Raw genomic sequence first — 20,124 nt, 5'->3', positions numbered from 1 at the left:
TTTCTTTGAATGGCCCTGCCCGCACGGCCGGGCGGGGGCGATGTTTACCGGTTCTTAACCACGTGACGGGTTAACTCGGGGTCAAGATTCGCAGGAGACGCGGCGTGTCCGACCCCGCCTTGAAGACGCAGACCACCGCCGCGGCGCGGCAGCCTTCGGGCCCGCTGCAGGACTGGCTCGCGACCCTGTCGCGGATCGACGCCGCCGACCAGGCCCGCGCGGCGCCGCGCCGTCCGGACGCGCAGGCCGCCTGGGAGCCGCGCATCGTCGCCCATGCCGAGCGCAGCGAGCCGCTGCCCGAGCCCGAGCCCGAGCCGCCCGCCCCCCGCGCCGAGGACGACGACCTCGCCGCGCTGATGGCCGAGAACATGATGCTGAAGGCCCGGCTGCGCCAGGAGAACGCGCGCTACGACGAGCTGCAGGTGCTGCTGGCCGACGAGCTGCGGGCCCTGCGCTCCCACGTGCAGCAGGAGGTCGACAAGGCCGAGGAGCTGCGCGCCGAGCGCGACCTGTGGATGGCCCGGGCCGAGGCCCTGGCCCAGCCGCTGTTCCAGCGCCGCTGAGGCGGCGGGCCGCGCGACGGCCCACGACGTCCGGACGATCCCGCCCCGGCATCGACGCCTCGATGCCGGGTTTTCGCCGTCGGCGCCCGATCTCGCCGCGGGGCGCCGGCACCGGCGGGGCCGGCTCGCGGATGCAGGCGCTTGCGGGAGGGGTCCTGCGACAGCATTTCCCGTCCGGCGCGAAATGCTCTAGAGCGGCGGCGTTCTCTCTTTCAGCGGCCGTGCCCTCCCAGCGCCCATGTCCCACAACAGCTTCGGCCATCTCTTCCGCGTCACCACCTTCGGCGAGAGCCACGGCCCGGCCCTCGGCTGCGTCGTCGACGGCTGCCCGCCGCTGATCCCGCTCGACGCGGCCGAGATCCAGGCCGAGCTCGACCGCCGCCGGCCGGGCCAGTCGCGCTTCACCACCCAGCGCCAGGAGCCGGACCAGGTCCGCATCCTCTCGGGGACCTTCTCCGACGACCGGACCGGCGGGCGGGCGCTCACCACCGGCACGCCGATCGCCCTGATGATCGAGAACGTCGATCAGCGCTCGAAGGATTACTCGGAGATCCGCGACAGCTACCGGCCCGGCCACGCCGACTACGCCTACGACGCCAAGTACGGCATCCGCGACTATCGCGGCGGCGGCCGCTCCTCGGCCCGCGAGACCGCCGCCCGGGTGGCGGCCGGCGCGATCGCCCGCAAGGTGCTGCCCGGCGTGACGATCCGCGGCGCCCTGGTGCAGATCGGCCCGCACGCGATCGACCGCGCCCGCTTCGACTGGGACGCGGTGAACGCCAACCCGTTCTTCTGCCCGGACGCGGTCGCCGCCGCGCAATGGGCGGAGTATCTCGACGGCATCCGCAAGGCGGGCTCCTCGGTCGGCGCGGTGATCGAGGTGGTGGCCGAGGGCGTACCCGTCGGCCTCGGCGCTCCCGTCTACGGAAAGCTCGACGCGGACCTCGCCGCCGCCATGATGTCGATCAACGCCGTCAAGGGCGTCGAGATCGGCGACGGCTTCGCGGCCGCCTCCTTACGCGGCGAGGAGAATGCCGACGAGATGCGGCCCGGCAACGACGGCCGCCCGATCTTCCTCGCCAACCATGCGGGCGGGGTGCTCGGCGGCATCTCGACCGGCCAGCCGCTGGTCTGCCGCTTTGCCGTCAAGCCGACCTCGTCGATCCTGACCCCGCGGGCGAGCGTCAGCCGCGACAACCGGCCGGTCGACGTCATGACCAAGGGCCGCCACGATCCCTGCGTCGGCATTCGCGCCGTGCCGGTGGGCGAGGCGATGATGGCCTGCGTCCTTGCCGATCACTTTCTGCGCCACCGTGCCCAGGTCGGCGAGGGGGGTGGTTTTCAGCCGAAGTGAACGACCGCACCGTTTCAGTTTGACTGAATTCGTCGCCGGGCTATGACGGGAGCGTGAAACTCGGCGACTGGCTCCGACAGCAGGGCGTGACCCGCCTCGACTTCGCGCGGCGCTGCGGGCTCTCGCCGGCGGCGGTGACGGGGTTGTGCAACAACCCCGAGCCCTGGCTCTCGCGGGAGACGGCGACCGCCGTGGCGCGGGTGACCGGCGGCGCCGTCACCCCCAACGATTTTCTGGGACTTGCGGTCCCGGGACAGGAGATGCCCGTGACCCACGCATCGATCATCGAGGCCCTCGACGCCTTCGCCCGCGGCGAGATCGTGGTCGTCACCGACGACGACGACCGCGAGAACGAGGGCGACCTCGTCGTCGCCGCCTCGCTCTGCACGCCGGAGAAGATGGCGTTCATCATCCGCAACACCTGCGGCATCGTGTGCGCGCCGATCACCGTCGCGGAGGCCAGGCGCCTGCGCCTCGAGCCGATGGTGGCCTCGAACGACGCGCCGCTCGGCACCGCCTTCACGGTCACGGTCGACGTCAAGCACGGGCTGACCACCGGCATCTCGGCCGAGCAGCGCTGCAACACCGTGCGGGCGCTCGCCAACGGCAACATGGGCGCCACCGACTTCGTGCGCCCGGGCCACGTCTTCCCACTGATCGCCAAGGACGGCGGCGTGCTGATGCGCTCCGGCCATACCGAGGCGGCGGTGGACCTGTGCCGGCTCGCCAAGCTCCCGCCGGTCGGCGTGATCTGCGAGCTCGCCAACGACGACGGCACCGTGATGAAGGGGCCGCAGATCACGGCCTTCGCCGAGAAGCATGGCCTCAAGCAGATCTCGGTCGCCGAGCTGATCTCGTACCGCCAGGCGCGCGAGAAGCTGGTCGAGCGGGTCGGCACCTTCCCGGTCAAGACCGAGTGGGGCGAGATGACCGGCTACGCCTACACCACGCCGTTCGAGCCGATGCAGCAATTCGCCTTCGTGCACGGCCGCATCGGCGAGGGTCGCGACGTGCTGGTGCGGCTGCACCGCTCGAACGTGGTGGCGGACGTGATCGAGGGCGGCCGCACCATCGAGGCGGTGATGCGCCGCTTCGCCCAGGAAGGCCGCGGCGTGCTGGTCTACCTGCGCGACGGCACCGCCGGGGTGCCGCTGTCGCAACTGCCCGACACCGCCGGCGAGGACGGAGCCGAGGCGGCCCGCGTGCGCCAGTGGCGCGAGGTCGGCCTCGGCGCCCAGATCCTGCGCGACCTCGGCGTGGTGTCGATCCGCAACATCTCGAGCGCGGCCCGGTCCTATGTCGGCCTGTCGGGCTTCGGCATCGAGATGGTCGGCGACGAGCCGCTGGAGGGGTAGGGGGACGCTGGAGCGGCGCCCGATCACGCGCGATCGGACGCCGCTCCATGTCGCTGATTCCGGTCCGTTGTCTCCGACGAGCCGGTCTCTGCCCGGTCGGAGAGCGCTCTATCGTCCCATCAGCGTCTCGACATGGGCGGCGACCGACTTCGACAGCCCGATCAGGTCGTAGCCGCCCTCGAGCAGCGACACCACCCGGCCGCCGCAGCGGCGGTCGGCGATGCCCATCAGCTCCCGGGTCGCCCAGGCGAAATCGGCCTCGGTGAGCTTCAGGTTGGCCAGCGGATCGCGCCAATGCGCGTCGAACCCGGCCGAGATCACGATCAGGTCGGGCCGGAACGCCTCGAGCCGCGGCAGCACGCCGTGCGCGAAGGCCTCGCGGAACGTGTCGCCGTCGTCGCCGGCATGCAGCGGCACGTTGACGATGGTGTCGTGCTCGCCGCGCTCGGACGCCGCCCCGGTGCCGGGAAAGAGCGGCATCTGGTGGGTCGAGGCGTACATCACGTTCGGATCGTCCCAGAAGATGTCCTGCGAGCCGTTGCCGTGATGGACGTCCCAGTCGACGAGCGCCACCCGGGCGGCGCCGTGGGCCTTGCGCGCGTGTCGCGCCGCGACCGCCGCGGTGTTGAACAGGCAGAAGCCCATGGCGCGCTCGCGCTCGGCGTGGTGGCCGGGCGGGCGCATCGCCGCAAAGGCGTTGGCGACGCGGCCCTCCATCACCTCGTCGACCGCCCGGACGGCGGCGCCCAGGGCCCGGAGCGCGGCTTCGAGGGAGCCCGGCGACATCACCGTATCGGAATCGATGCCGACCAGCCCCTCGTCCGGGGCGGCGGCGGCGATCGCCGCGACGTAGTTCTCCGGATGGGCGAGGCCCGCGACCGCGAGGTCGGCCAGCGGCGCCTGCTCGCGCACCAGGGCGGCGAAGCGCTCGTCCTCCAGCGCCCGCTCGATCACCCGGATGCGGTCGGCCCGCTCGGGATGGCCCGGCGGCGTGTCGTGGTCGAGGGAGGCCGGATGGCAGAGATACAGCGTCGTCATCGTGCCCGCTTCAAGCGTTCCCGTCGGGCCCGTCGGGCCCGTCCCCGACCCCCACCGTGGCAGGGCCATGGCCCGGACGCAACACAGGCCGGGCATCGTGCACAGAGGCGCCGCTCGCCGCTTCGCGCCCCCACGGCCACGCTTTAGGCTCGGACGACGACTGATTCGCGGGTCCGCCCGCCGCCCGAGCAAGGTTCCTCCCCGATGCGCCGCCCCCGCCTCGCCCTCGCCCTCGCCCTGACGGGGGCCGTCCTGGCGCTGCCGGGCTGCATGTACCGCGCCACGCCCGATCCCGAATTGTCGGCCAAGGACAAGGAGTGGATGGCGATGGTGCCGGAGCCGGAGGTCGACCGGCGCTTCGCCCGCTACATGATCGAGGACCCGACGGGCGAGGCCCCCGGCACCATCGTGGTCGAGACGAAGGAGCGCCAGCTCTACTACGTCCTGCCCGACCGCAAGGCGATCCGCTACGGCGTCACCGTCGGCGACGAGGCCTATGGCTGGAACGGCACGGCCCGGATCTTCCGCAAGGCCGCCTGGCCCGACTGGCACCCGCCGGCCGAGATGATCAAGCGCTGGCCCCACGTCCACGCGATGCAGGGCGGGCCAGCCAACCCGCTCGGCGCCCGCGCCCTCTACCTCGCCGACGGCACCGGCAAGGACACGCTCTACCGCATCCACGGCACCAACGAGCCGGAGCGGATCGGCCAGGCGGCGTCCTCGGGCTGCATCCGGATGCGCAACATCGACGTGGTCGACCTGTACAACCGGGTCGGGGCGGACGCGACGGTGATCGTGCGGTAGGCCGGCGCCACCGGTCGTATTCCGGGCGTCATGTCGTCGGGGCAGTCTCGGGACAGCCGCAGCTGTCCCGAGGAGCATCGATGTCCCTGACGCAGCAACTCGTCCCCGCTTACGCGCAGATGCTGCGGGCCCTCTCCGGGTGGCTCGACAAGGCGCGCGCGCATCACGGCGCGGAGGCGGACGATCTGATGTCCCGGCGGCTCGCGCCGGACATGCTCCCGCTGTCGTCGCAGGTCCGCTTCGCCTGCCTGCAGGCCCGGGAGGCGACCTACCGGCTCCGCGGCGAGCCCCTGCCGCAGGCCCTCGACGACCTGGCGCGCGCGGGCCGGGAGGCGGGCGGGCGACCGGGCTCCCTCGCGGAGGCGCAAGCCTGCATCGCCGAGGCCCTGGCCCGGCTCGACGGCCTCGAACCGCACGCGCTCGATGCCGGGGCGGCCGCGCCGGTCACGATCGAGCTGCCCGGCCTGACCTTCGACATGACCGGAGAGAGCTACGCCCGCGACTGGGCGCTGCCGCAATTCTCCTTCCACCTCGTGACCGCCTACGCGATCCTCCGTCACCAGGGAATCCCGCTCGGCAAAGCCGACTACGTCCCGCACATGTTCGGGTATCTCAGGACGGGTTCGCCCCCTCGGACCTGATCGTCCGACAGGAGGTCGTCCCGCAGCGGCAGCACGCCCGCGTCGACGCTCGGTGCAGGCCGCATCCGCGGCGGATGTCGCACCTCGGGACCGGTCATCGCGACCGCGGCTCGCAACCCTTTGGCAACGCCGTCCCGTTGCCAGGCTTTAACCTGAACAAGGATTCAGATCCCGCCGTTAACCTGTCAGGGCTCTCTGCTCCCGCATAGTCCTCCTCACACAGGGACAAGCACCGGCACAGCAAAAGCCGGGGAGGCACAGACCGATGATCACCACCTCGCTGCAACACTTCTGCAACCGTATCATCGCCGCCGGCGCCATCAGCCTGGAGGACGTGCGCGAGCTCAACCGCGCGGTGCTGCCCGACGGGCTCACCGACCGCGAGGAGGCCGACATGCTGTTCGGCCTCGACCGGGCGATTCCCGAAGCCGATCCGGCCTTCGGCGAGTGGCTGGTCGCCGCGACCGTCGATTTCGCCGTGTGGGGCGAGCGCCCGACCGGCCATATCGACGCCGACACCGCCCACTGGCTGTCCGCCTCGCTGGCCTGCGGCCGCGGCCCGACCGCGACCGGCGCCCGCATCGCCGTCGAGGTGGTGCGCGCGGCCGAGACCAACGACCCGGTGCTGATCAGCTTCGCCCTCAGGGCCAACCGCGCCCGGGCCGGCGCCGAGGAGGCGGTCGAGGAGATCCTGGCCTACGCGGTTGCCGCGTGAGGGCGGGCTTCGCCCGTTTGGCTGAGAACAGCCGGCTTTGCGTCGCGCGCGCCATGCTTTAACGGGGATGAGCTTGGGTGTGACACACCCCGGCCCGGCTCCCCCCTCAAGGCTCGAGTGCGCGCTCCGATGTTCGACAAGATCCTGATCGCCAACCGCGGCGAGATCGCCTGCCGCATCATCAAGACGGCGCGCCGGATGGGGATCAAGACGGTGGCGGTCTATTCCGACGCCGACCGCGACGCGCTCCACGTCGCCATGGCCGACGAGGCGGTGCATATCGGCCCCGCCGCCGCGGCCCAGTCCTACCTCGTCATCGACAAGATCGTGGAGGCCTGCCGGCAGACCGGCGCCCAGGCCGTCCATCCCGGCTACGGCTTCCTGTCCGAGCGCGAGGCCTTCCCGAAGGCGCTCCAGGCCGCCGGCATCGTGTTCATCGGCCCGAACCCGGGCGCCATCGCCGCCATGGGCGACAAGATCGAGTCGAAGAAGGCGGCCTCCGCGGCCCAGGTCTCGACCGTGCCGGGCTTCCTCGGCGTGATCGAGAGCCCGGAGCACGCCGTCACCATCGCCGACGAGATCGGCTATCCGGTGATGATCAAGGCCTCGGCCGGCGGCGGCGGCAAGGGCATGCGCATCGCGCACTCGGCCGGCGAGGTCGCGGAGGGCTTCGCCCGCGCCCGCTCGGAGGCCGCCTCGTCCTTCGGCGACGACCGGGTCTTCGTGGAAAAATTCATCACCGATCCGCGCCACATCGAGATCCAGGTCATCGGCGACAAGCACGGCAACGTCGTCTATCTCGGCGAGCGCGAGTGCTCGATCCAGCGCCGCAACCAGAAGGTCATCGAGGAGGCCCCGTCGCCGCTCCTCGACGAGGCGACGCGCCGCAAGATGGGCGAGCAGGCCGTGGCGCTGGCGAAAGCCGTGAACTACGATTCGGCCGGCACCGTCGAGTTCGTCGCCGGCCAGGACAAGTCGTTCTACTTCCTCGAGATGAACACCCGGCTCCAGGTCGAGCACCCGGTGACCGAGATGATCACCGGCCTCGACCTCGTCGAGCTGATGATCCGGGTCGCGGCCGGCGAGACGCTGCCGATCGCGCAAGAGGACGTGAGGCTGAACGGCTGGGCGGTCGAGAGCCGCGTCTACGCCGAGGACCCGACCCGCAATTTCCTGCCCTCGATCGGCCGGCTCACCACCTACCGGCCGCCGGAGGAGGGCGAGTTCGGCGAGGCGATCGTGCGCAACGACACCGGCGTCGAGGAGGGGAGCGAGATCGCGATCCACTACGACCCGATGATCGCCAAGCTCGTGACCTGGGCGCCGACCCGCACCGAGGCGATCTCGTCCCAGGCCCAGGCCCTCGACGCCTTCGCGATCGACGGCATCCGCCACAACATCCCGTTCCTCTCGGCGCTGATGCACCATCCGCGCTGGCAGGAGGGCCGGCTCTCGACCGGGTTCATCGCCGAGGAATTCCCGAACGGGTTCGAGGCGCCGAAGCCCGCCGGCGAGGTGGCGCGCCGGATGGCGGCGGCGGCGGCGGCGATCGACCACCTGCTCAACGAGCGCAAGCGCGGCATCTCGGGCCAGATGCGCGAGCCCTACCAGTTGCGCTTCGAGCAGGAGCGGGTGGTGATGCTCGGCGAGGAGCGCTTCGAGGCGATCGTCGAGACCACCAACGACGGGGTCTCGGTCGCGTTCGCGGACGGAACCGAGTGGCAGGTCGACAGCGACTGGCTGCCCGGCGAGCCGGTCTGGACCGGCCTGATCGACGGCGAGCCGGCGGCGATCCAGGTCCGCTCCCTCCTCAACGGCGTGTTCCTGCAGCATGCCGGTGCCGCCGCCGAGGCCCGGGTGTTCACGAAGCGCGAGGCGGAGCTGGCCGCCTTGATGCCGGTCAAGGAGGTCGCCGGCTCGGGCAAGCAGCTGCTCTGCCCGATGCCGGGCCTCGTCAAGAGCATCATGGTCACCCCCGGCCAGGAGGTGAAGGCGGGCGAGCCGCTGGCGATCGTCGAGGCGATGAAGATGGAGAACGTTCTGCGCGCCGAGCGCGACGGCACGGTTCAGACCATCCAGGCCAAGGAGGGCGACAGCCTGGCGGTCGACGCGGTGATCCTCGAATTCGCCTGAGGCTCCCGGGTTCTCTCGTGCCGCTCTACTTCGCCTACGGCTCCAACATGGACCGGGCCGCCATGGCCCGGCGCTGCCCCGCCTCGCGGGTCATCGGCCTCGGCCGGCTCAACCGCCACCGCCTCGTCATCATGCGCGAGGGCTACGCCTCGGTGGAGCGCGTCCCCACCGGGACGGTGTGGGGCGTGCTGTGGGACCTCGCCTTGAGCGACGTGCCGGCGCTGGACCGCTACGAGGGCGTGGCGAGCGGGCTCTACGTCAAGGCGCAGCAGCCGGTCTCGACCGAGGGCGGGGTGCGGCGGGCGCTGGTCTATCTCGGGCGCGGCAACGGCGGCGTGCCGCGGCCAGGCTACCTGGAAGGCGTGATCGCCGCCGGGCGGGAGAACGGGTTGCCGGAGATGTACTTAAAAGGCTTGGCGGCGCTGAAGCGCTGAACGCCCGATCCCTCCCCCCTCTGCGCAGGGCTGTCCGGGGAAAATCCACGTTTGAAATCAAAGCGCGGGATCCCCTCTCCCGTGTGGGAGAGGGGTAGGGGTGAGGGTGACACGGTTCTGAGTCAGGTTCTGACCGTCCCGCTACCCGCACCACGCTCAGTGCGTCACACGGAATCGTGTCACCCTCACCCCCGACCCCTCTCCCACACGGGAGAGGGGAGGCGCGCCATCCATTTTCCCCGGACAGCCCTGCACAGAGGGGGAGGGTTGGGCCGTTGCGCTCTACGAGGCGCGAGGAACCAGCGTCACCGCCCCGCTCTCGGCGTCGTACGCGACCCCGCGATAGAAACAGTCCCGCCGCCCGGTATGGCAGCAGCCGCCGTCGCCGCCGACGCGCACCCGCAGCAGCAGCGCGTCCTGGTCGCAATCGACCCGCATCTCGACGAGCGTCTGGATCTGCCCGCTCGTCGCACCCTTGTGCCAGAGTTCAGCCCGCGAGCGCGACCAGTACCAGACCTCGCCGGTCGTGAGCGTGCGCGCCAGCGATTCGGCGTTCATGTGGGCGAGCATCAGCACCGCGCCCGTATCGGCATCGACCGCGATCGCGGTGATGAGGCCGTCGGACCCGAAGCGCGGCGTGAAGGTCTCGCCCTCTTCCAGCGCGCGCTTGTCGCCGGGGGCCGGGAAGGGGAGGGGCGCGGTCATCGCCGGTCGCGCACCAGGGTGAGGAAGCGGACCTGCTCGGTCGGGTCCTGCTTGAACACGCCGGTGAACTGGGTGGTGATGGTCGAGACGCCGGATTTCTGCACCCCGCGCATCGCCATGCACAGGTGCTCGGCCTCCACCATCACGGCGACGCCGCGGGGATGCAGCACCGAATCGATCGTGTCGGCGATCTGGGCGGTCATCGTCTCCTGAGTCTGGAGACGGCGGGCGAAGGCATCGACCACCCGGGCGAGCTTGGAGAGGCCGACGACGCCGCGGCGCGGATAGTAGGCGATGTGGGCATGGCCCATGAACGGCACCATGTGGTGCTCGCAATGGGAGTGGAACGGGATGTCGCGCACCAGCACGATGTCGGAATAGCCCTCGACCTCCTCGAACACCCGGTCGAGGATGGCGTCGGCGTCCTGGCGGTAGCCGCCGAAGATCTGCTCGTAGGCCTTCACCACCCGCTGCGGCGTCTCGAGCAGGCCCTCGCGCTCCGGATCGTCGCCGGCCCAGCGCAGCAGGGTGCGCACCGCCGCTTCGGCCTCCTGGCGGGTCGGCCGCTCGGTGACGCGCTCCGGCCGGGGGGCGTCGCTGCGCTTGTCGGCCGCCTCCGGGGCCCGCACCGACAAGGACTTCAACACCGCGTCCATCACGCCTCCAAGCTCCGGGCCCGAGATCCGGGCTCTCCGCGGTCCGCCATGCCGGGACCGGAGACGAGCCCCGATCCGGCCGCGCCTCGCACTGCCGGGCAATGCTGCCTATATCGGGAATTCGGCCCGGGCACGCAATGCGCCGGGCGCGCAGCAGGTTACCGCGCACCCTCGCCCGTCCCAACGTCACGTCAAGTCCGAAAAGCCCACCTTCGACAAACCGAAGTCCGACCCGTCCGGTCAAGCCCGATTCGTCCGTCCCGCGGCCCCTCTCGTCCAAAGTACGAATGCCATGCTCGACGACATCTACAATGCCCGCATCCTCGCTCTCGCGGCGGACATCCCCCGTCTCGGCCGGCTGCCGAGCCCGCAGGCGAGCGCGTCCAAGCACTCGAAGCTGTGCGGCTCGACCGTGACGGTCGACCTCGTCACCGCGGGCGGCACGGTCACCGACTTCGCCCACGACGTGAAGGCCTGCGCGCTCGGCCAGGCCGCGTCCTCGCTGATGGCCCGCCACGTGGTCGGCGCCAGCGCCGAGGAGCTGCGGACCCTGCGCGAGACCGTGCGGCGGATGCTGAAGGAGAACGGACCGGCGCCGGAGGGCAAGTTCGCCGATTTCGCGGTGCTCGAGCCGGTGCGGGACTTCAAGGCGCGCCACGCCTCGACCCTCCTGACCTTCGACGCCGTGGTCGACGCCCTCGACCAAGTCTCCGCCCGGCAAGGCGCCGCGAGATCCGAGGCGGTCCCGGCGTGAGCCCGACCCGCCGCGCGGCGCATCTCGCGATCCGCGGCTACCAGCTGACCCTGTCGGGCCTCGTCGGGCGCCAGTGCCGGCACTGGCCCTCCTGCTCGGCCTATACCGACGAGGCGATCCAGCGCCACGGCCTCTGGGCCGGCGGCTGGATGGGGTTCGCCCGCATCTGCCGCTGCGGCCCGTTCGGCACCCACGGCATCGACCTCGTGCCCGACGCCCCACCCGCCGGTGCCGCCTGGCACCGGCCCTGGGCCTATGCCCGCTGGCGCGGCGTCAACGCGCCGCCGCCGCTCTGCGAGAGCGTCGAGGGCTGAAGGCCCCCTGTCATTTCGCCTCGCGGCTGCTATGACGACGCCGTCCGGTGCGCGGCCCGAAGGCCCGCCGGATCGACGTCCACCACCCGGCTTACCTGCACCGTGCGCAGGAGTGAGCCCCGAGGAGCTTTTCGAGACCCATGCCGATCCTGACATTTCCCGATGGCGCCACGCGGTCCTTCGACGGCGCCGTGACCGGCCGCACCGTCGTCGAGGGCATCGCCAAGTCGCTGGCCAAGCGCACCGTGGCGATGGCCGTCGACGGTACCGTTTGCGACCTCGGCGACACGATCGCGGCGGATGCCCGCATCGAGTTCCTCGACCGCACCGACCCGCGGGCGCTGGAGCTGATCCGGCACGACTGCGCCCACGTCCTGGCCGAGGCCGTGCAGTCGCTGTGGCCGGAGACCCAGGTCACGATCGGCCCGGTGATCGAGAACGGCTTCTACTACGACTTCCACCGCGAGACCCCGTTTTCGCCGGACGACTTCCCGGCGATCGAGGCGCGGATGCGCGAGATCATCGCCCGCGACGCCCCCTTCACCAAGGAGGTCTGGGCCCGCGACGACGTGCGCAAGGTCTTCCAGGAGAAGGGCGAGACGTTCAAGGTCGAACTGGTCGACGCGATCCCGCCGGGCGAGGACCTGCGGATCTACCGCCAGGGCGAGTGGTTCGACCTCTGCCGCGGCCCGCACATGACCTCGACGGGCAAGATCGGCAGCGCCTTCAAGCTGATGAAGGTGGCGGGCGCCTATTGGCGCGGCGATTCGACGAAGCCGATGCTGAGCCGGATCTACGCCACCGCCTGGGCGAATCAGGCCGATCTCGATGCCTACCTGAACCGCCTCGCCGAGGCCGAGCGCCGCGACCACCGCAAGCTCGGCCGCGAGATGGACCTCTTCCACTTCCAGGAGGAGGGGCCGGGCGTGGTGTTCTGGCACCCGAAGGGCTGGACCCTGTTCCAGTCGCTCATCGCCTACATGCGCCGGCGCCTGAAGGGCGACTACGCCGAGGTGAACGCGCCGCAGATCCTCGACAAGGCGCTGTGGGAGACCTCCGGCCACTGGGACTGGTACCGGGAGAACATGTTCGTCACGAAGACCGAGGACGACCGCGTCTTCGCGATCAAGCCGATGAACTGCCCCGGCCACGTCCAGATCTTCAAGCACGGGCTTAAGTCGTACCGCGACCTGCCGCTGCGGCTGGCCGAGTTCGGCTCGGTCTCGCGCTACGAGCCGTCGGGCGCGCTGCACGGCCTGATGCGGGTGCGCGCCTTCACGCAGGACGACGCTCACGTCTTCTGCACCGAGGACCAGCTCGCCGCCGAGTGCCTGAAGATCAACGACCTGATCCTCTCGACGTATGCCGATTTCGGCTTCGACGAGATCGTGGTGAAGCTCTCGACGCGGCCGGAGAAGCGGGTCGGGTCGGATGCGCTCTGGGACCACGCCGAGGAGGTGATGACCCGGGTGCTCGCCCAGATCGAGGAGCAATCGGCTGGCCGGATCAAGACCGCGATCAACCCCGGCGAGGGCGCCTTCTACGGCCCGAAATTCGAGTACGTGCTGCGCGACGCCATCGGCCGCGACTGGCAATGCGGCACCACGCAGGTCGACTTCAACCTGCCGGAGCGGTTCGGCGCGTTCTTCGTCGACGCCGACGGGCAGAAGAAGACCCCGGTGATGGTCCACCGGGCGATCTGCGGCTCGATGGAGCGTTTCACCGGCATCCTGATCGAGCATTTCGCCGGCCATTTCCCGCTCTGGCTGGCGCCGCTCCAGGTCGTGGTGGCGACGATCACCGGCGAGGCCGACCCGTATGCCCGCGAGGTGTTGAAGGCGGCGGACGCGGCCGGCCTGCGCGCCGAGGCCGATCTTCGCAACGAGAAGATCAACTACAAGGTCCGCGAGCATTCCCACGCCAAGGTGCCGGTGATGCTGGTCGTCGGCCGCAAGGAGGGCGAGGAGCGCACCGTCTCGATCCGCCGCCTCGGCAGCCCGCAGAGCCGCACCCTGCCGCTCGATCAGGCCCTGGCCGAGCTGGTCGCCGAGGCGACCTTCCCGGATCTGCGCCGAGCGGAGGCCGTGGCCGACAGCGTGCCGAGCGAGGGCGTGACCCTCGACGGGCAGCACGGGGAAACGCCGGTGCCGTAGCGCGCCGGCCGAACCCTCCCCCCTTCTGCGCAGGGCTGTCCGGGGAAAATCCCCTACAGAAACAAGCGCGGGATCCCCTCTCCAGGCGATGCCGGGCTTGCCCGGTATCGCTGCAAGGTGTGGGAGAGGGGTAGGGGTGAGGGTGCTGCGGTTCCGCAGAAGACGCTGACAGTCCCGCTGTCAGCACGACGGTCACAGCTTTACACGGAAGCGTGTCACCCTCACCCCCGACCCCTCTCCCACACGGGAGAGGGGAGGCGCGCCATACATTTTCCCGGGACGGCCCTGCCGCAGAGGGGGGAGGGTTCCCGCGCATCGGCCGGCGCGTGTAAGTGACTGGCCTCAATGCGCCTCGACCGGCCCCGACACCTTCGGCGGCTTCTTCAGCACCGCCACCACGGCGAGGCTGAGCACCAGGCTCACCCCGACGAGCCAGAATCCGTCGGCATAGGCCATCACGTAGGCCTCGCGCCGGACTTGGCTCGCCAGCATCCCGACCGCCGCCGCCTTGGCGGCGATCGGATCGGCGATGTGGCCGTGCAGGCCGGCCGCCAGCGTCACGAGCCGGGTCTGCGTCCGGGCGGCGTTGACGGTGATCGCCTCGGCCAGCACCGAGAAATGCATGTGCTCGCGCCGCTCGATCATCGTCGACAGCATGGCGATGCCGATCGAGCCGCCGAGGTTGCGCATCATGTTGGAGAGCGCCGAGGCATCCGCGGTGTCGCGCGGGGCGAGACCGGCGGTCGAGAGCTGCGACAGTGGGATGGTGAAGAGCGGCTGGCCGATGGCGCGCATCAGCTGCGGCAGGATCAGCTGGTCGGCGCCGACGTCGTGGGTCAGCCCGACATTGATCCAGCAGCTCGCGATGAAAAACAGCGTGCCGGTGATGACCAGCAGCCGCGCGTCGACCGCCCGCATGATCAGCGGCATCATCGGGAACAGGATCAGCTGCGGCAGGCCCGACCACATCACCACGTAGCCGATCTGCTGGGCGTTGTAGCCCTGGATCTGGGCGCAATAGACCGGGATGATGTAGATCGAGCCGAACGAGACCGCGCCTAGCACCGTCATCAGCACGCAGGCGCCGCCGACCGAGCGGTTGGCCAGAACCCGGAGGTTGATGAAGGGCCGCTCGGCGGTGAGCTCGCGCAGGATGAAGCCGGAGATGCCGAGAACCGCCAGCAGGCTCGCCTTGACGATGAGGGGCGAGCCGAACCAGTCCTTGCGCTGGCCTTCCTCGAGCACGAAGGTCAGGGCCGGCAGGCCGGTCGCCATCAGGCCGATGCCGATCCAGTCGCCCTTGAGCAACTCGCCCCAGCGCGCCGGCACCGATTCGAAGGCGCCGAGCTGGATCGCGGCGGCGAGCGGGCCGAAGATCAGGTTCAGGTAGAAGATGTAGTGCCAGGACAGGTTGTCGGTGAGCCAGCCGCCGACCGTCGGGCCGATCGCCGGCGCGAAGGTCGCGGTGAGCCCGAACAGCGCGATGCCGACCGGTTGCTGGCTCTTCGGCAGGCGGGTGCGCACGATGACGATGGCCGTCGGGATCAATACCCCGCCGGTGAAGCCCTGGCCGGCCCGGAACAGGATCATCTGGCTCAAGTTCGTCGACAGGGCGCAGGCGAGCGAGAAGCCGGTGAACAGGATCGTGTTGACCGCGAGGTAGCGGCGCAGGCCGATCACCGAGGACAGCCAGCCGGTGAGCGGGATCACGATGATCTCGGCCATCAGGTAGGCGGTCGAGATCCAGCTTCCTTCCTCGGTCGAGGCGCCGAGCGCGCCCTGGATGTCGGCGAGCGAGGCGTTGGTGATCTGGATGTCGAGGATCGCCGTGAAGGCGCCGAGGATCGCCCCGAACACCGCGAGCCAGTCGCGACCGCTGGCCTTCCCCTCGGGAACGCTCATCGCGGCAGCGCCTCGCTGACCAGGGCTGCGGCCGGGCGGCGCGCGCCGGGCTCGACCGTGCCGTGGGTGTGGACGGTGGCCTCGACCGAGAGGCCGGGACGCAGGCGGGACAGCAGCGGATCGTCGGCGTCGAGCGCGATCCGCACCGGCACCCGCTGCACCACCTTGGTGAAGTTGCCGGTGGCGTTCTCCGGCGGCAGCAGGGCGAATTGCGCGCCGGTGCCGGGGGAGAAGCTCTCGATCCGGCCGCCGAACTCGTGCTCGCCGAGCGCGTCGACCGTGAAGGTGACCGGCTGGCCCTCGATCATGCGGCCGGTCTGGGTCTCCTTGAAGTTCGCCACCAGGTAGATGTCGCGGCCCATCGGCACCACCGTGAGGAGCCCGGTACCGGCCGACACGAACTGCCCGACCCGCAGCGAGCGGTCGCCGACCGTGCCGTCGATCGGCGCGGTGACGGTCGCGTAGCTGAGGTTGAGCCGGGCCTGCTCGACCTTGGCCTGCGCGCCCTCCAGGGTGGCGCGGGCGCTCGCCTCCAGCGCCCGCAGGCTCTCGACCTGCTTCTTCGAGGCTTCGAGCGAGGCGACCGCCTTGTCGCGCGCCGCCCGCTTCTGGCGCAGGTCCGAATCGGCCTGCTGCTGGCGCTGCACCGTGCCGGAGCCGGTCTGGAGCAGGTTCCTGTAGCGGTCGTATTCCTTGGTGGCGAAATCGAGCCCGGCCTCGGTGTTCTCGATCTCGGCCTTCGCCGATTCCACCTGTGCCTGGGCCTGGGTGATCGCCGCCGCCGTGCCGAGGATCTGGGCCCGGGCCTTCCCGGCCTCGGCCTCGGCCTGCTTCAGGGCCACCCGGTACTCGCGGTCGTCGAGGCGGGCCAGCACCGTGCCGGCCTTGACCGGCTGGTTGTCGCCGACCAGCACCGAGGCGATGGTGCCGGCGATGCGGGGGGCGACCGTGACCTTGTCGGCCTGGAGATAGGCGTCCTCGGTCGTCTCGAGGAAGCGCCCGGTCGTCCACCAGTGCCAGCCGTAGGAGCCGCCGCTCCCCAGGGCCGCGAGCAGGACGAGGCCGAGGATCAGCCGGCCCTTGCGCCGCTTGGGGGGCGCCGGGGTGGAGGCGGGGGATTGCTGCATGGCGGCTGGCCGACAACGAAACGATACGGTATCGTTGTGATATGCCGGACGGCACGGCCGAGCAAGGAGACGACCCATGAGCCAGGCGGTGCCCGCCGATGCGGGGGACGCGGGGCGTCGCAGCGGCGGGCGCCCGACCCGCGAGGAGGCGGTGAAGCGCGACGCGCGGATCGTGGCGGTCGCGACCGAGCTGTTCATGGCGCACGGCTTCGACGCGACCTCGATCGACGCGGTCGCGCAAGGAGCGGGGGTGAGCAAGCCGACGCTCTACGCCCGCTATCGCGACAAGCGCGCGCTGTTCGCGGCGGTGCTGGAGGAGCGGATCCGGGACTGGCTGGCGCCGCTCTCGGCCGCGGCCGAGGCCCAGGCGGTGGAGGGCGCGACCCGGGAGGCCGCCGCGGTGCTCGACGCGCTGAGCCGGACCCTGCTCGCCCGGGTGCAGGCGCCGGGGGCGGCGGCGCTCAACCGCTGCATCGTCGCCCAGGCGCTGCATTTCCCCGAGCTCGCGCGCCTCGCCTATGAGGAAGGCTGGCTGCGCGGCGTGCGGGCGGTCGCCCACCTGCTGGAGGTGCTGGCGGCGCAAGGGCAGATCGCGGCCGACGATCCGGAGGTCGCCGCCGACCTCTTCCTCAACCTGATCCTCGGCAAGGCCTCGCGCCAGGCGCTCTACGGCATCGCGGTCGACCCGGAGGCGCAGGAAAGGCGCCGCCGGGCCGCCGTGGCGTTGTTCCTCGCGGGTGTGCGCCCGCCTACTGGGTGAGGCGGGCGACCCGGAGCGCCTGGTCGAACATCGCCTTCAGGGCGGCGGTGATGTCGTCCGGGGAGTTGGCGGTCTTGAAGTAGCCCGGCGAGGCGCAGGCCTGGAGCGGCGTCGCCAGCGTCGGGCTGAAGCCGTTGACCCGGTTGTTCTCCCAGGCGATGCCGCCGCCCTTATCGGTGAAGCTGATCTGGTTGTAGGGGATGTAGAGGATCGAGATCGTCGCGCCGGCGGCCTTCATGGCGTCGCAGTTCTTGGAATCGATCTGCGACGGCTGCGAGCCGTCCCACCATGCGTCGGCATAGCCGGAAAACTTCGACGGGTTGCCCGGATAGGCGTACTTGCCGTTGCTCGAGGTGAAGAAGTGCTGCCCGTTCTGCATCCCGTCGGTGACGAGGAACACGAACGGCTTGCGGCTGGTGGCGGTCGATCCGTCGCCGAAGCCGTTCTGGCCGACGATCCCCTTCATCTGCGGGAAGGCGGTTTCGAAATGGGTACCGCCGGCACCGGTGCCGGTGGTCGGGTCCCCGGGGCTGTAGAGCTGCGTCGCGCCGGTATCGAGGAGGTTGGTGAAGGCGAGCGGCCAGGTCAGCGAGCACTGGGCGGCGGTCTTCAGCGCGTTGACGTCGCTGGTGAGGGTGGCGAGCGTCGCCAGTTGGTTGATGAACGGGTAGAGGCCGATCCGGTACTGGTTCGGCACGGTCGGGAAGCTCGCCCGCTGCAGCAGCGAGCAGACGGCGTTGTTCACCGCGTCCGACCGCAGCTGGATCTTGCCCGCCGCCTTGGTCCAGCCGACGTAGCCGGGGAAGTGGCAGGCGAACTGGCATCCCTGCTGGTAGTCGGAATACATGTCGTTGTTGACGGCGGCGAGCTGCGTCATGCCGTTCGCGGTCGTCGGTAGGCCCATCGAGCCGGAGACGTCGACCATCAGGTAGAAGTCGAGATAGGTCGGCAGGTCGACCGAGGCCTGGACCGTGTTGCCGACCGTCGAAGTCGGCACCATGAAGAGCTTCGAGAAGCTGTTCTGGATCGTCGCCGTGTAGGTGATGACGGCCTTGATCGTCTGACCGGAAATCGTCACGTCCGGCGTCTGCAGCGTCACGGTGGCGAGCGGCACGCTGCCGGAATTGACGTTGAAGGTGTTGACGGCCTGGTTCCGACCCGCCGTCGCCGCCGCCGTCATCACGTTGCTCTGCGACGAGTTCGCCGCGATGTAGGCCTTGGCGGTGACGATGGCCGCCATCGCCGCCGCATCCGCCGCCCGGTCGAGCCGCGAGCGGTCGGTGACGGCCATGCCGTAATCGACCCCGAGGCCGATCATGCCGACGATCGGGATCAGGCTGAGCCCGAACAGCACGTTGATGCCGCCGCCGCGGGAGCGGAACAGGGACGCCGCGGCCGCGGCGAAGCGGGATGCGCAGGTCAGCATTTCGAGGCGATTCCGTCGTTGTTGGTGGTGTCGTAGTCGACGAGCGTGGCGTAGCGCGGCTGGACGTAGGCCGAGCGGGCGATCGTGAGCGAGGGCAGGTAGCTGGCCCCGAAAGTCGGCCTGAAGGTGAACACCACGTCGATCACCACCACCGCAGCAGGCGAGAACAGCGAGCGCGGCAGTGTCGTCCGGAGCGGCGGCGCCGTGTTGGACCCCGCGATCTGCGGCGTACCGCACGGCCGGTAGGCTGGACCGGCCGCCGGCTGGGCGGTGCCGGTGCTGGTCCAGACCACGTCGGCGCGGTAGCAGGCGCTCTGGTCGGTCGTGTCGGTGCAGGTCGTCGCCGTCTGGGTGAAGCGGATGCTGGCGTAGTTGATCGTGATGACCTGCGACCACGCCTTGCCCTGCCGCTTGGCCTCGCCCATCAGGTAGGGAAACAGCACCAGCGCCGCGTCGAAGCTGAAATGCAGGTCGGTCGCGTTGACGGTCGCGGTGGTCGAGCCGTCCGGCGGCTTGGTCTGCGACACCATCTGGCTGATCGACTGGACAACCAGCTCGACCTTGCGCACCGCGTTGATGTAGGCGACGATCTGGATGCCCCCGAGCATGATCGTCATCAGCACCGGCAGGATCAGCGCGACCTCGACCGCGGCGATGCCGTCCTCGGACGACCGGAAGCGCCGGATCGGGAATCCGAGGCGGGTGCCCATCAGTACTGCTCGACCCGGAAGGCGGCGGTGGACATCACCAGGTAGGCCGCCTTGCCCTTGTATGTCGCCGAGGCATCGAGCCAGCCGGTCATGAACGACGGCAGGATGGTGACCGGATAGATGACCTGGAGGTACTGGTAGTCGCCTTGGCCGCCGAGGGTGAATTGGCCGCTCCCCGGGGTCAGCGGCGGCACCGTCAGACCGCTCCGGTCCGTCTTGACGTAGGCGTAGTATCCCGGGCTTGCCGCCTTCGGCACGACGTACAGGTTGACGACGAGGTCGCTGCACGACATCGCCGCCGGAATGTTGCCGCACAGGACCTGGGTGAAGTTCGCCAGGGTCGGCGGCGGATTCTGCTTCTGGGCGGTGCCGACGATCACCTGCCGCGACGCGGCTTCGGTGGCGAAATCCAGCTTCTGGCCGAAATACAGAATCTGGGCGACGATCATCGTGAACAGCAGCGCCACGATGAACAGCAGGCCGACCAGGGCGAACTCGACGGTGGTCGATCCCTTCTCGTCGCGAATGAGGTCTGGCACGCATCGCATGCCGCCAACCTAGCGTCGGCAGGTTAAAAACT

General features: G+C 70.3%; 20 protein-coding genes. 12 read left to right on the top strand and 8 right to left on the bottom strand.

Annotated features, from left to right (window positions below):
* The first annotated feature begins 104 nt into the window (after window positions 1-104).
* The 3 genes from A5481_RS07385 to ribB all read left to right on the top strand — a co-directional run bounded on the left by A5481_RS07385 (window position 105) and on the right by ribB (window position 3,272).
* Window positions 105-563 carry a hypothetical protein gene (locus A5481_RS07385; RefSeq protein WP_048437713.1) on the top strand — a complete coding sequence of 153 codons (459 nt, stop codon included), beginning with the start codon at window positions 105-107 and terminating at the stop codon, window positions 561-563.
* 238 nt (window positions 564-801) lie between these two features.
* On the top strand, window positions 802-1,917 hold the full coding sequence (aroC, locus tag A5481_RS07380) for a chorismate synthase (RefSeq protein WP_048433224.1): 1,116 nt from the start codon (window positions 802-804) through the stop codon (window positions 1,915-1,917).
* Window positions 1,918-1,970: 53 nt separating this feature from the next.
* Window positions 1,971-3,272, top strand: coding sequence for a 3,4-dihydroxy-2-butanone-4-phosphate synthase (ribB, locus tag A5481_RS07375; RefSeq protein ID WP_425339729.1), 1,302 nt, complete (start codon window positions 1,971-1,973; stop codon window positions 3,270-3,272).
* A 108-nt stretch (window positions 3,273-3,380) separates the two neighbouring features.
* Here the strand turns inward: ribB and A5481_RS07370 are convergent, their stop codons facing one another.
* Window positions 3,381-4,310, bottom strand: coding sequence for a histone deacetylase family protein (locus tag A5481_RS07370; RefSeq protein ID WP_048433223.1), 930 nt, complete (start codon window positions 4,308-4,310; stop codon window positions 3,381-3,383).
* Window positions 4,311-4,514: 204 nt separating this feature from the next.
* Here A5481_RS07370 and A5481_RS07365 point away from each other — a divergent pair, with 204 nt between their 5' ends.
* From A5481_RS07365 to A5481_RS07345, 5 genes are all read left to right on the top strand, one after another.
* The gene (locus tag A5481_RS07365) at window positions 4,515-5,114 is read left to right on the top strand and encodes a L,D-transpeptidase (RefSeq protein WP_048433222.1); all 600 of its coding nucleotides are present in this window, start codon (window positions 4,515-4,517) and stop codon (window positions 5,112-5,114) included.
* Window positions 5,115-5,194: 80 nt separating this feature from the next.
* On the top strand, window positions 5,195-5,755 hold the full coding sequence (locus tag A5481_RS07360; protein ID WP_048433221.1) for a DUF1993 domain-containing protein: 561 nt from the start codon (window positions 5,195-5,197) through the stop codon (window positions 5,753-5,755).
* Window positions 5,756-6,020: 265 nt separating this feature from the next.
* Window positions 6,021-6,470 carry a hypothetical protein gene (locus tag A5481_RS07355; protein ID WP_048433220.1) on the top strand — a complete coding sequence of 150 codons (450 nt, stop codon included), beginning with the start codon at window positions 6,021-6,023 and terminating at the stop codon, window positions 6,468-6,470.
* Window positions 6,471-6,599: 129 nt separating this feature from the next.
* The gene (locus A5481_RS07350; RefSeq protein WP_048433219.1) at window positions 6,600-8,603 is read left to right on the top strand and encodes an acetyl-CoA carboxylase biotin carboxylase subunit; all 2,004 of its coding nucleotides are present in this window, start codon (window positions 6,600-6,602) and stop codon (window positions 8,601-8,603) included.
* Window positions 8,604-8,620: 17 nt separating this feature from the next.
* Window positions 8,621-9,037, top strand: coding sequence for a gamma-glutamylcyclotransferase family protein (locus A5481_RS07345; protein ID WP_048433218.1), 417 nt, complete (start codon window positions 8,621-8,623; stop codon window positions 9,035-9,037).
* A gap of 282 nt (window positions 9,038-9,319) precedes the next feature.
* On the opposite strand, the gene hisI is transcribed toward A5481_RS07345, so the two are convergent.
* Together hisI and folE are read right to left on the bottom strand one after the other, a co-directional pair.
* Window positions 9,320-9,742 (bottom strand): phosphoribosyl-AMP cyclohydrolase, encoded by a 423-nt coding sequence (gene hisI / locus A5481_RS07340; RefSeq protein ID WP_048433217.1) that lies wholly within the window; start codon window positions 9,740-9,742, stop codon window positions 9,320-9,322.
* The gene (gene folE / locus A5481_RS07335; protein WP_048433216.1) at window positions 9,739-10,398 is read right to left on the bottom strand and encodes a GTP cyclohydrolase I FolE; all 660 of its coding nucleotides are present in this window, start codon (window positions 10,396-10,398) and stop codon (window positions 9,739-9,741) included. Before folE ends, hisI begins: the two co-directional genes overlap by 4 nt.
* A 292-nt stretch (window positions 10,399-10,690) precedes the next feature.
* On the opposite strand from folE, the gene A5481_RS07330 reads away from it, so the two are divergent.
* The 3 genes from A5481_RS07330 (at window position 10,691) to thrS (ending at window position 13,619) form a co-directional block, all read left to right on the top strand.
* A complete protein-coding gene (locus A5481_RS07330) occupies window positions 10,691-11,152 on the top strand; it encodes an iron-sulfur cluster assembly scaffold protein (protein WP_048433215.1) in 462 nt (153 codons plus the stop codon).
* Entirely contained in the window at window positions 11,149-11,466 is a 318-nt protein-coding gene (yidD, locus tag A5481_RS07325) for a membrane protein insertion efficiency factor YidD (protein ID WP_048433214.1), read from the top strand. The genes A5481_RS07330 and yidD overlap by 4 nt, the downstream gene beginning before the upstream one ends.
* A gap of 140 nt (window positions 11,467-11,606) precedes the next feature.
* Window positions 11,607-13,619 (top strand): threonine--tRNA ligase, encoded by a 2,013-nt coding sequence (gene thrS, locus A5481_RS07320; RefSeq protein WP_048433213.1) that lies wholly within the window; start codon window positions 11,607-11,609, stop codon window positions 13,617-13,619.
* A 342-nt stretch (window positions 13,620-13,961) separates the two neighbouring features.
* Here thrS and A5481_RS07315 read toward each other — a convergent pair whose 3' ends face one another.
* Together A5481_RS07315 and A5481_RS07310 are read right to left on the bottom strand one after the other, a co-directional pair.
* Window positions 13,962-15,521 (bottom strand): DHA2 family efflux MFS transporter permease subunit, encoded by a 1,560-nt coding sequence (locus tag A5481_RS07315; protein WP_048433212.1) that lies wholly within the window; start codon window positions 15,519-15,521, stop codon window positions 13,962-13,964.
* Entirely contained in the window at window positions 15,518-16,648 is a 1,131-nt protein-coding gene (locus tag A5481_RS07310) for an HlyD family secretion protein (RefSeq protein ID WP_048433211.1), read from the bottom strand. Before A5481_RS07310 ends, A5481_RS07315 begins: the two co-directional genes overlap by 4 nt.
* A gap of 76 nt (window positions 16,649-16,724) precedes the next feature.
* Here A5481_RS07310 and A5481_RS07305 point away from each other — a divergent pair, with 76 nt between their 5' ends.
* A complete protein-coding gene (locus tag A5481_RS07305) occupies window positions 16,725-17,408 on the top strand; it encodes a TetR/AcrR family transcriptional regulator (RefSeq protein ID WP_048433210.1) in 684 nt (227 codons plus the stop codon).
* Here the strand turns inward: A5481_RS07305 and A5481_RS07300 are convergent.
* Genes A5481_RS07300 through A5481_RS07290 form a run of 3 tightly spaced genes read right to left on the bottom strand, consistent with a single transcriptional unit; the run spans window position 17,398 to window position 20,092 of the window.
* The gene (locus A5481_RS07300; protein ID WP_064503850.1) at window positions 17,398-18,834 is read right to left on the bottom strand and encodes a pilus assembly protein TadG-related protein; all 1,437 of its coding nucleotides are present in this window, start codon (window positions 18,832-18,834) and stop codon (window positions 17,398-17,400) included. The genes A5481_RS07305 and A5481_RS07300 overlap by 11 nt on opposite strands.
* Window positions 18,828-19,544: a TadE/TadG family type IV pilus assembly protein gene (locus tag A5481_RS07295; protein WP_048435966.1), complete on the bottom strand. Its 717-nt coding sequence runs from the start codon at window positions 19,542-19,544 to the stop codon at window positions 18,828-18,830. The genes A5481_RS07300 and A5481_RS07295 overlap by 7 nt, the downstream gene beginning before the upstream one ends.
* A complete protein-coding gene (locus tag A5481_RS07290; protein WP_048435965.1) occupies window positions 19,544-20,092 on the bottom strand; it encodes a TadE/TadG family type IV pilus assembly protein in 549 nt (182 codons plus the stop codon). Before A5481_RS07290 ends, A5481_RS07295 begins: the two co-directional genes overlap by 1 nt.
* Window positions 20,093-20,124: the final 32 nt, after the last annotated feature.

The organism is Methylobacterium platani, from assembly GCF_001653715.1.
GTDB lineage: Bacteria > Pseudomonadota > Alphaproteobacteria > Rhizobiales > Beijerinckiaceae > Methylobacterium > Methylobacterium platani.
This window is presented reverse-complemented; position numbering and strand designations above follow the sequence as displayed.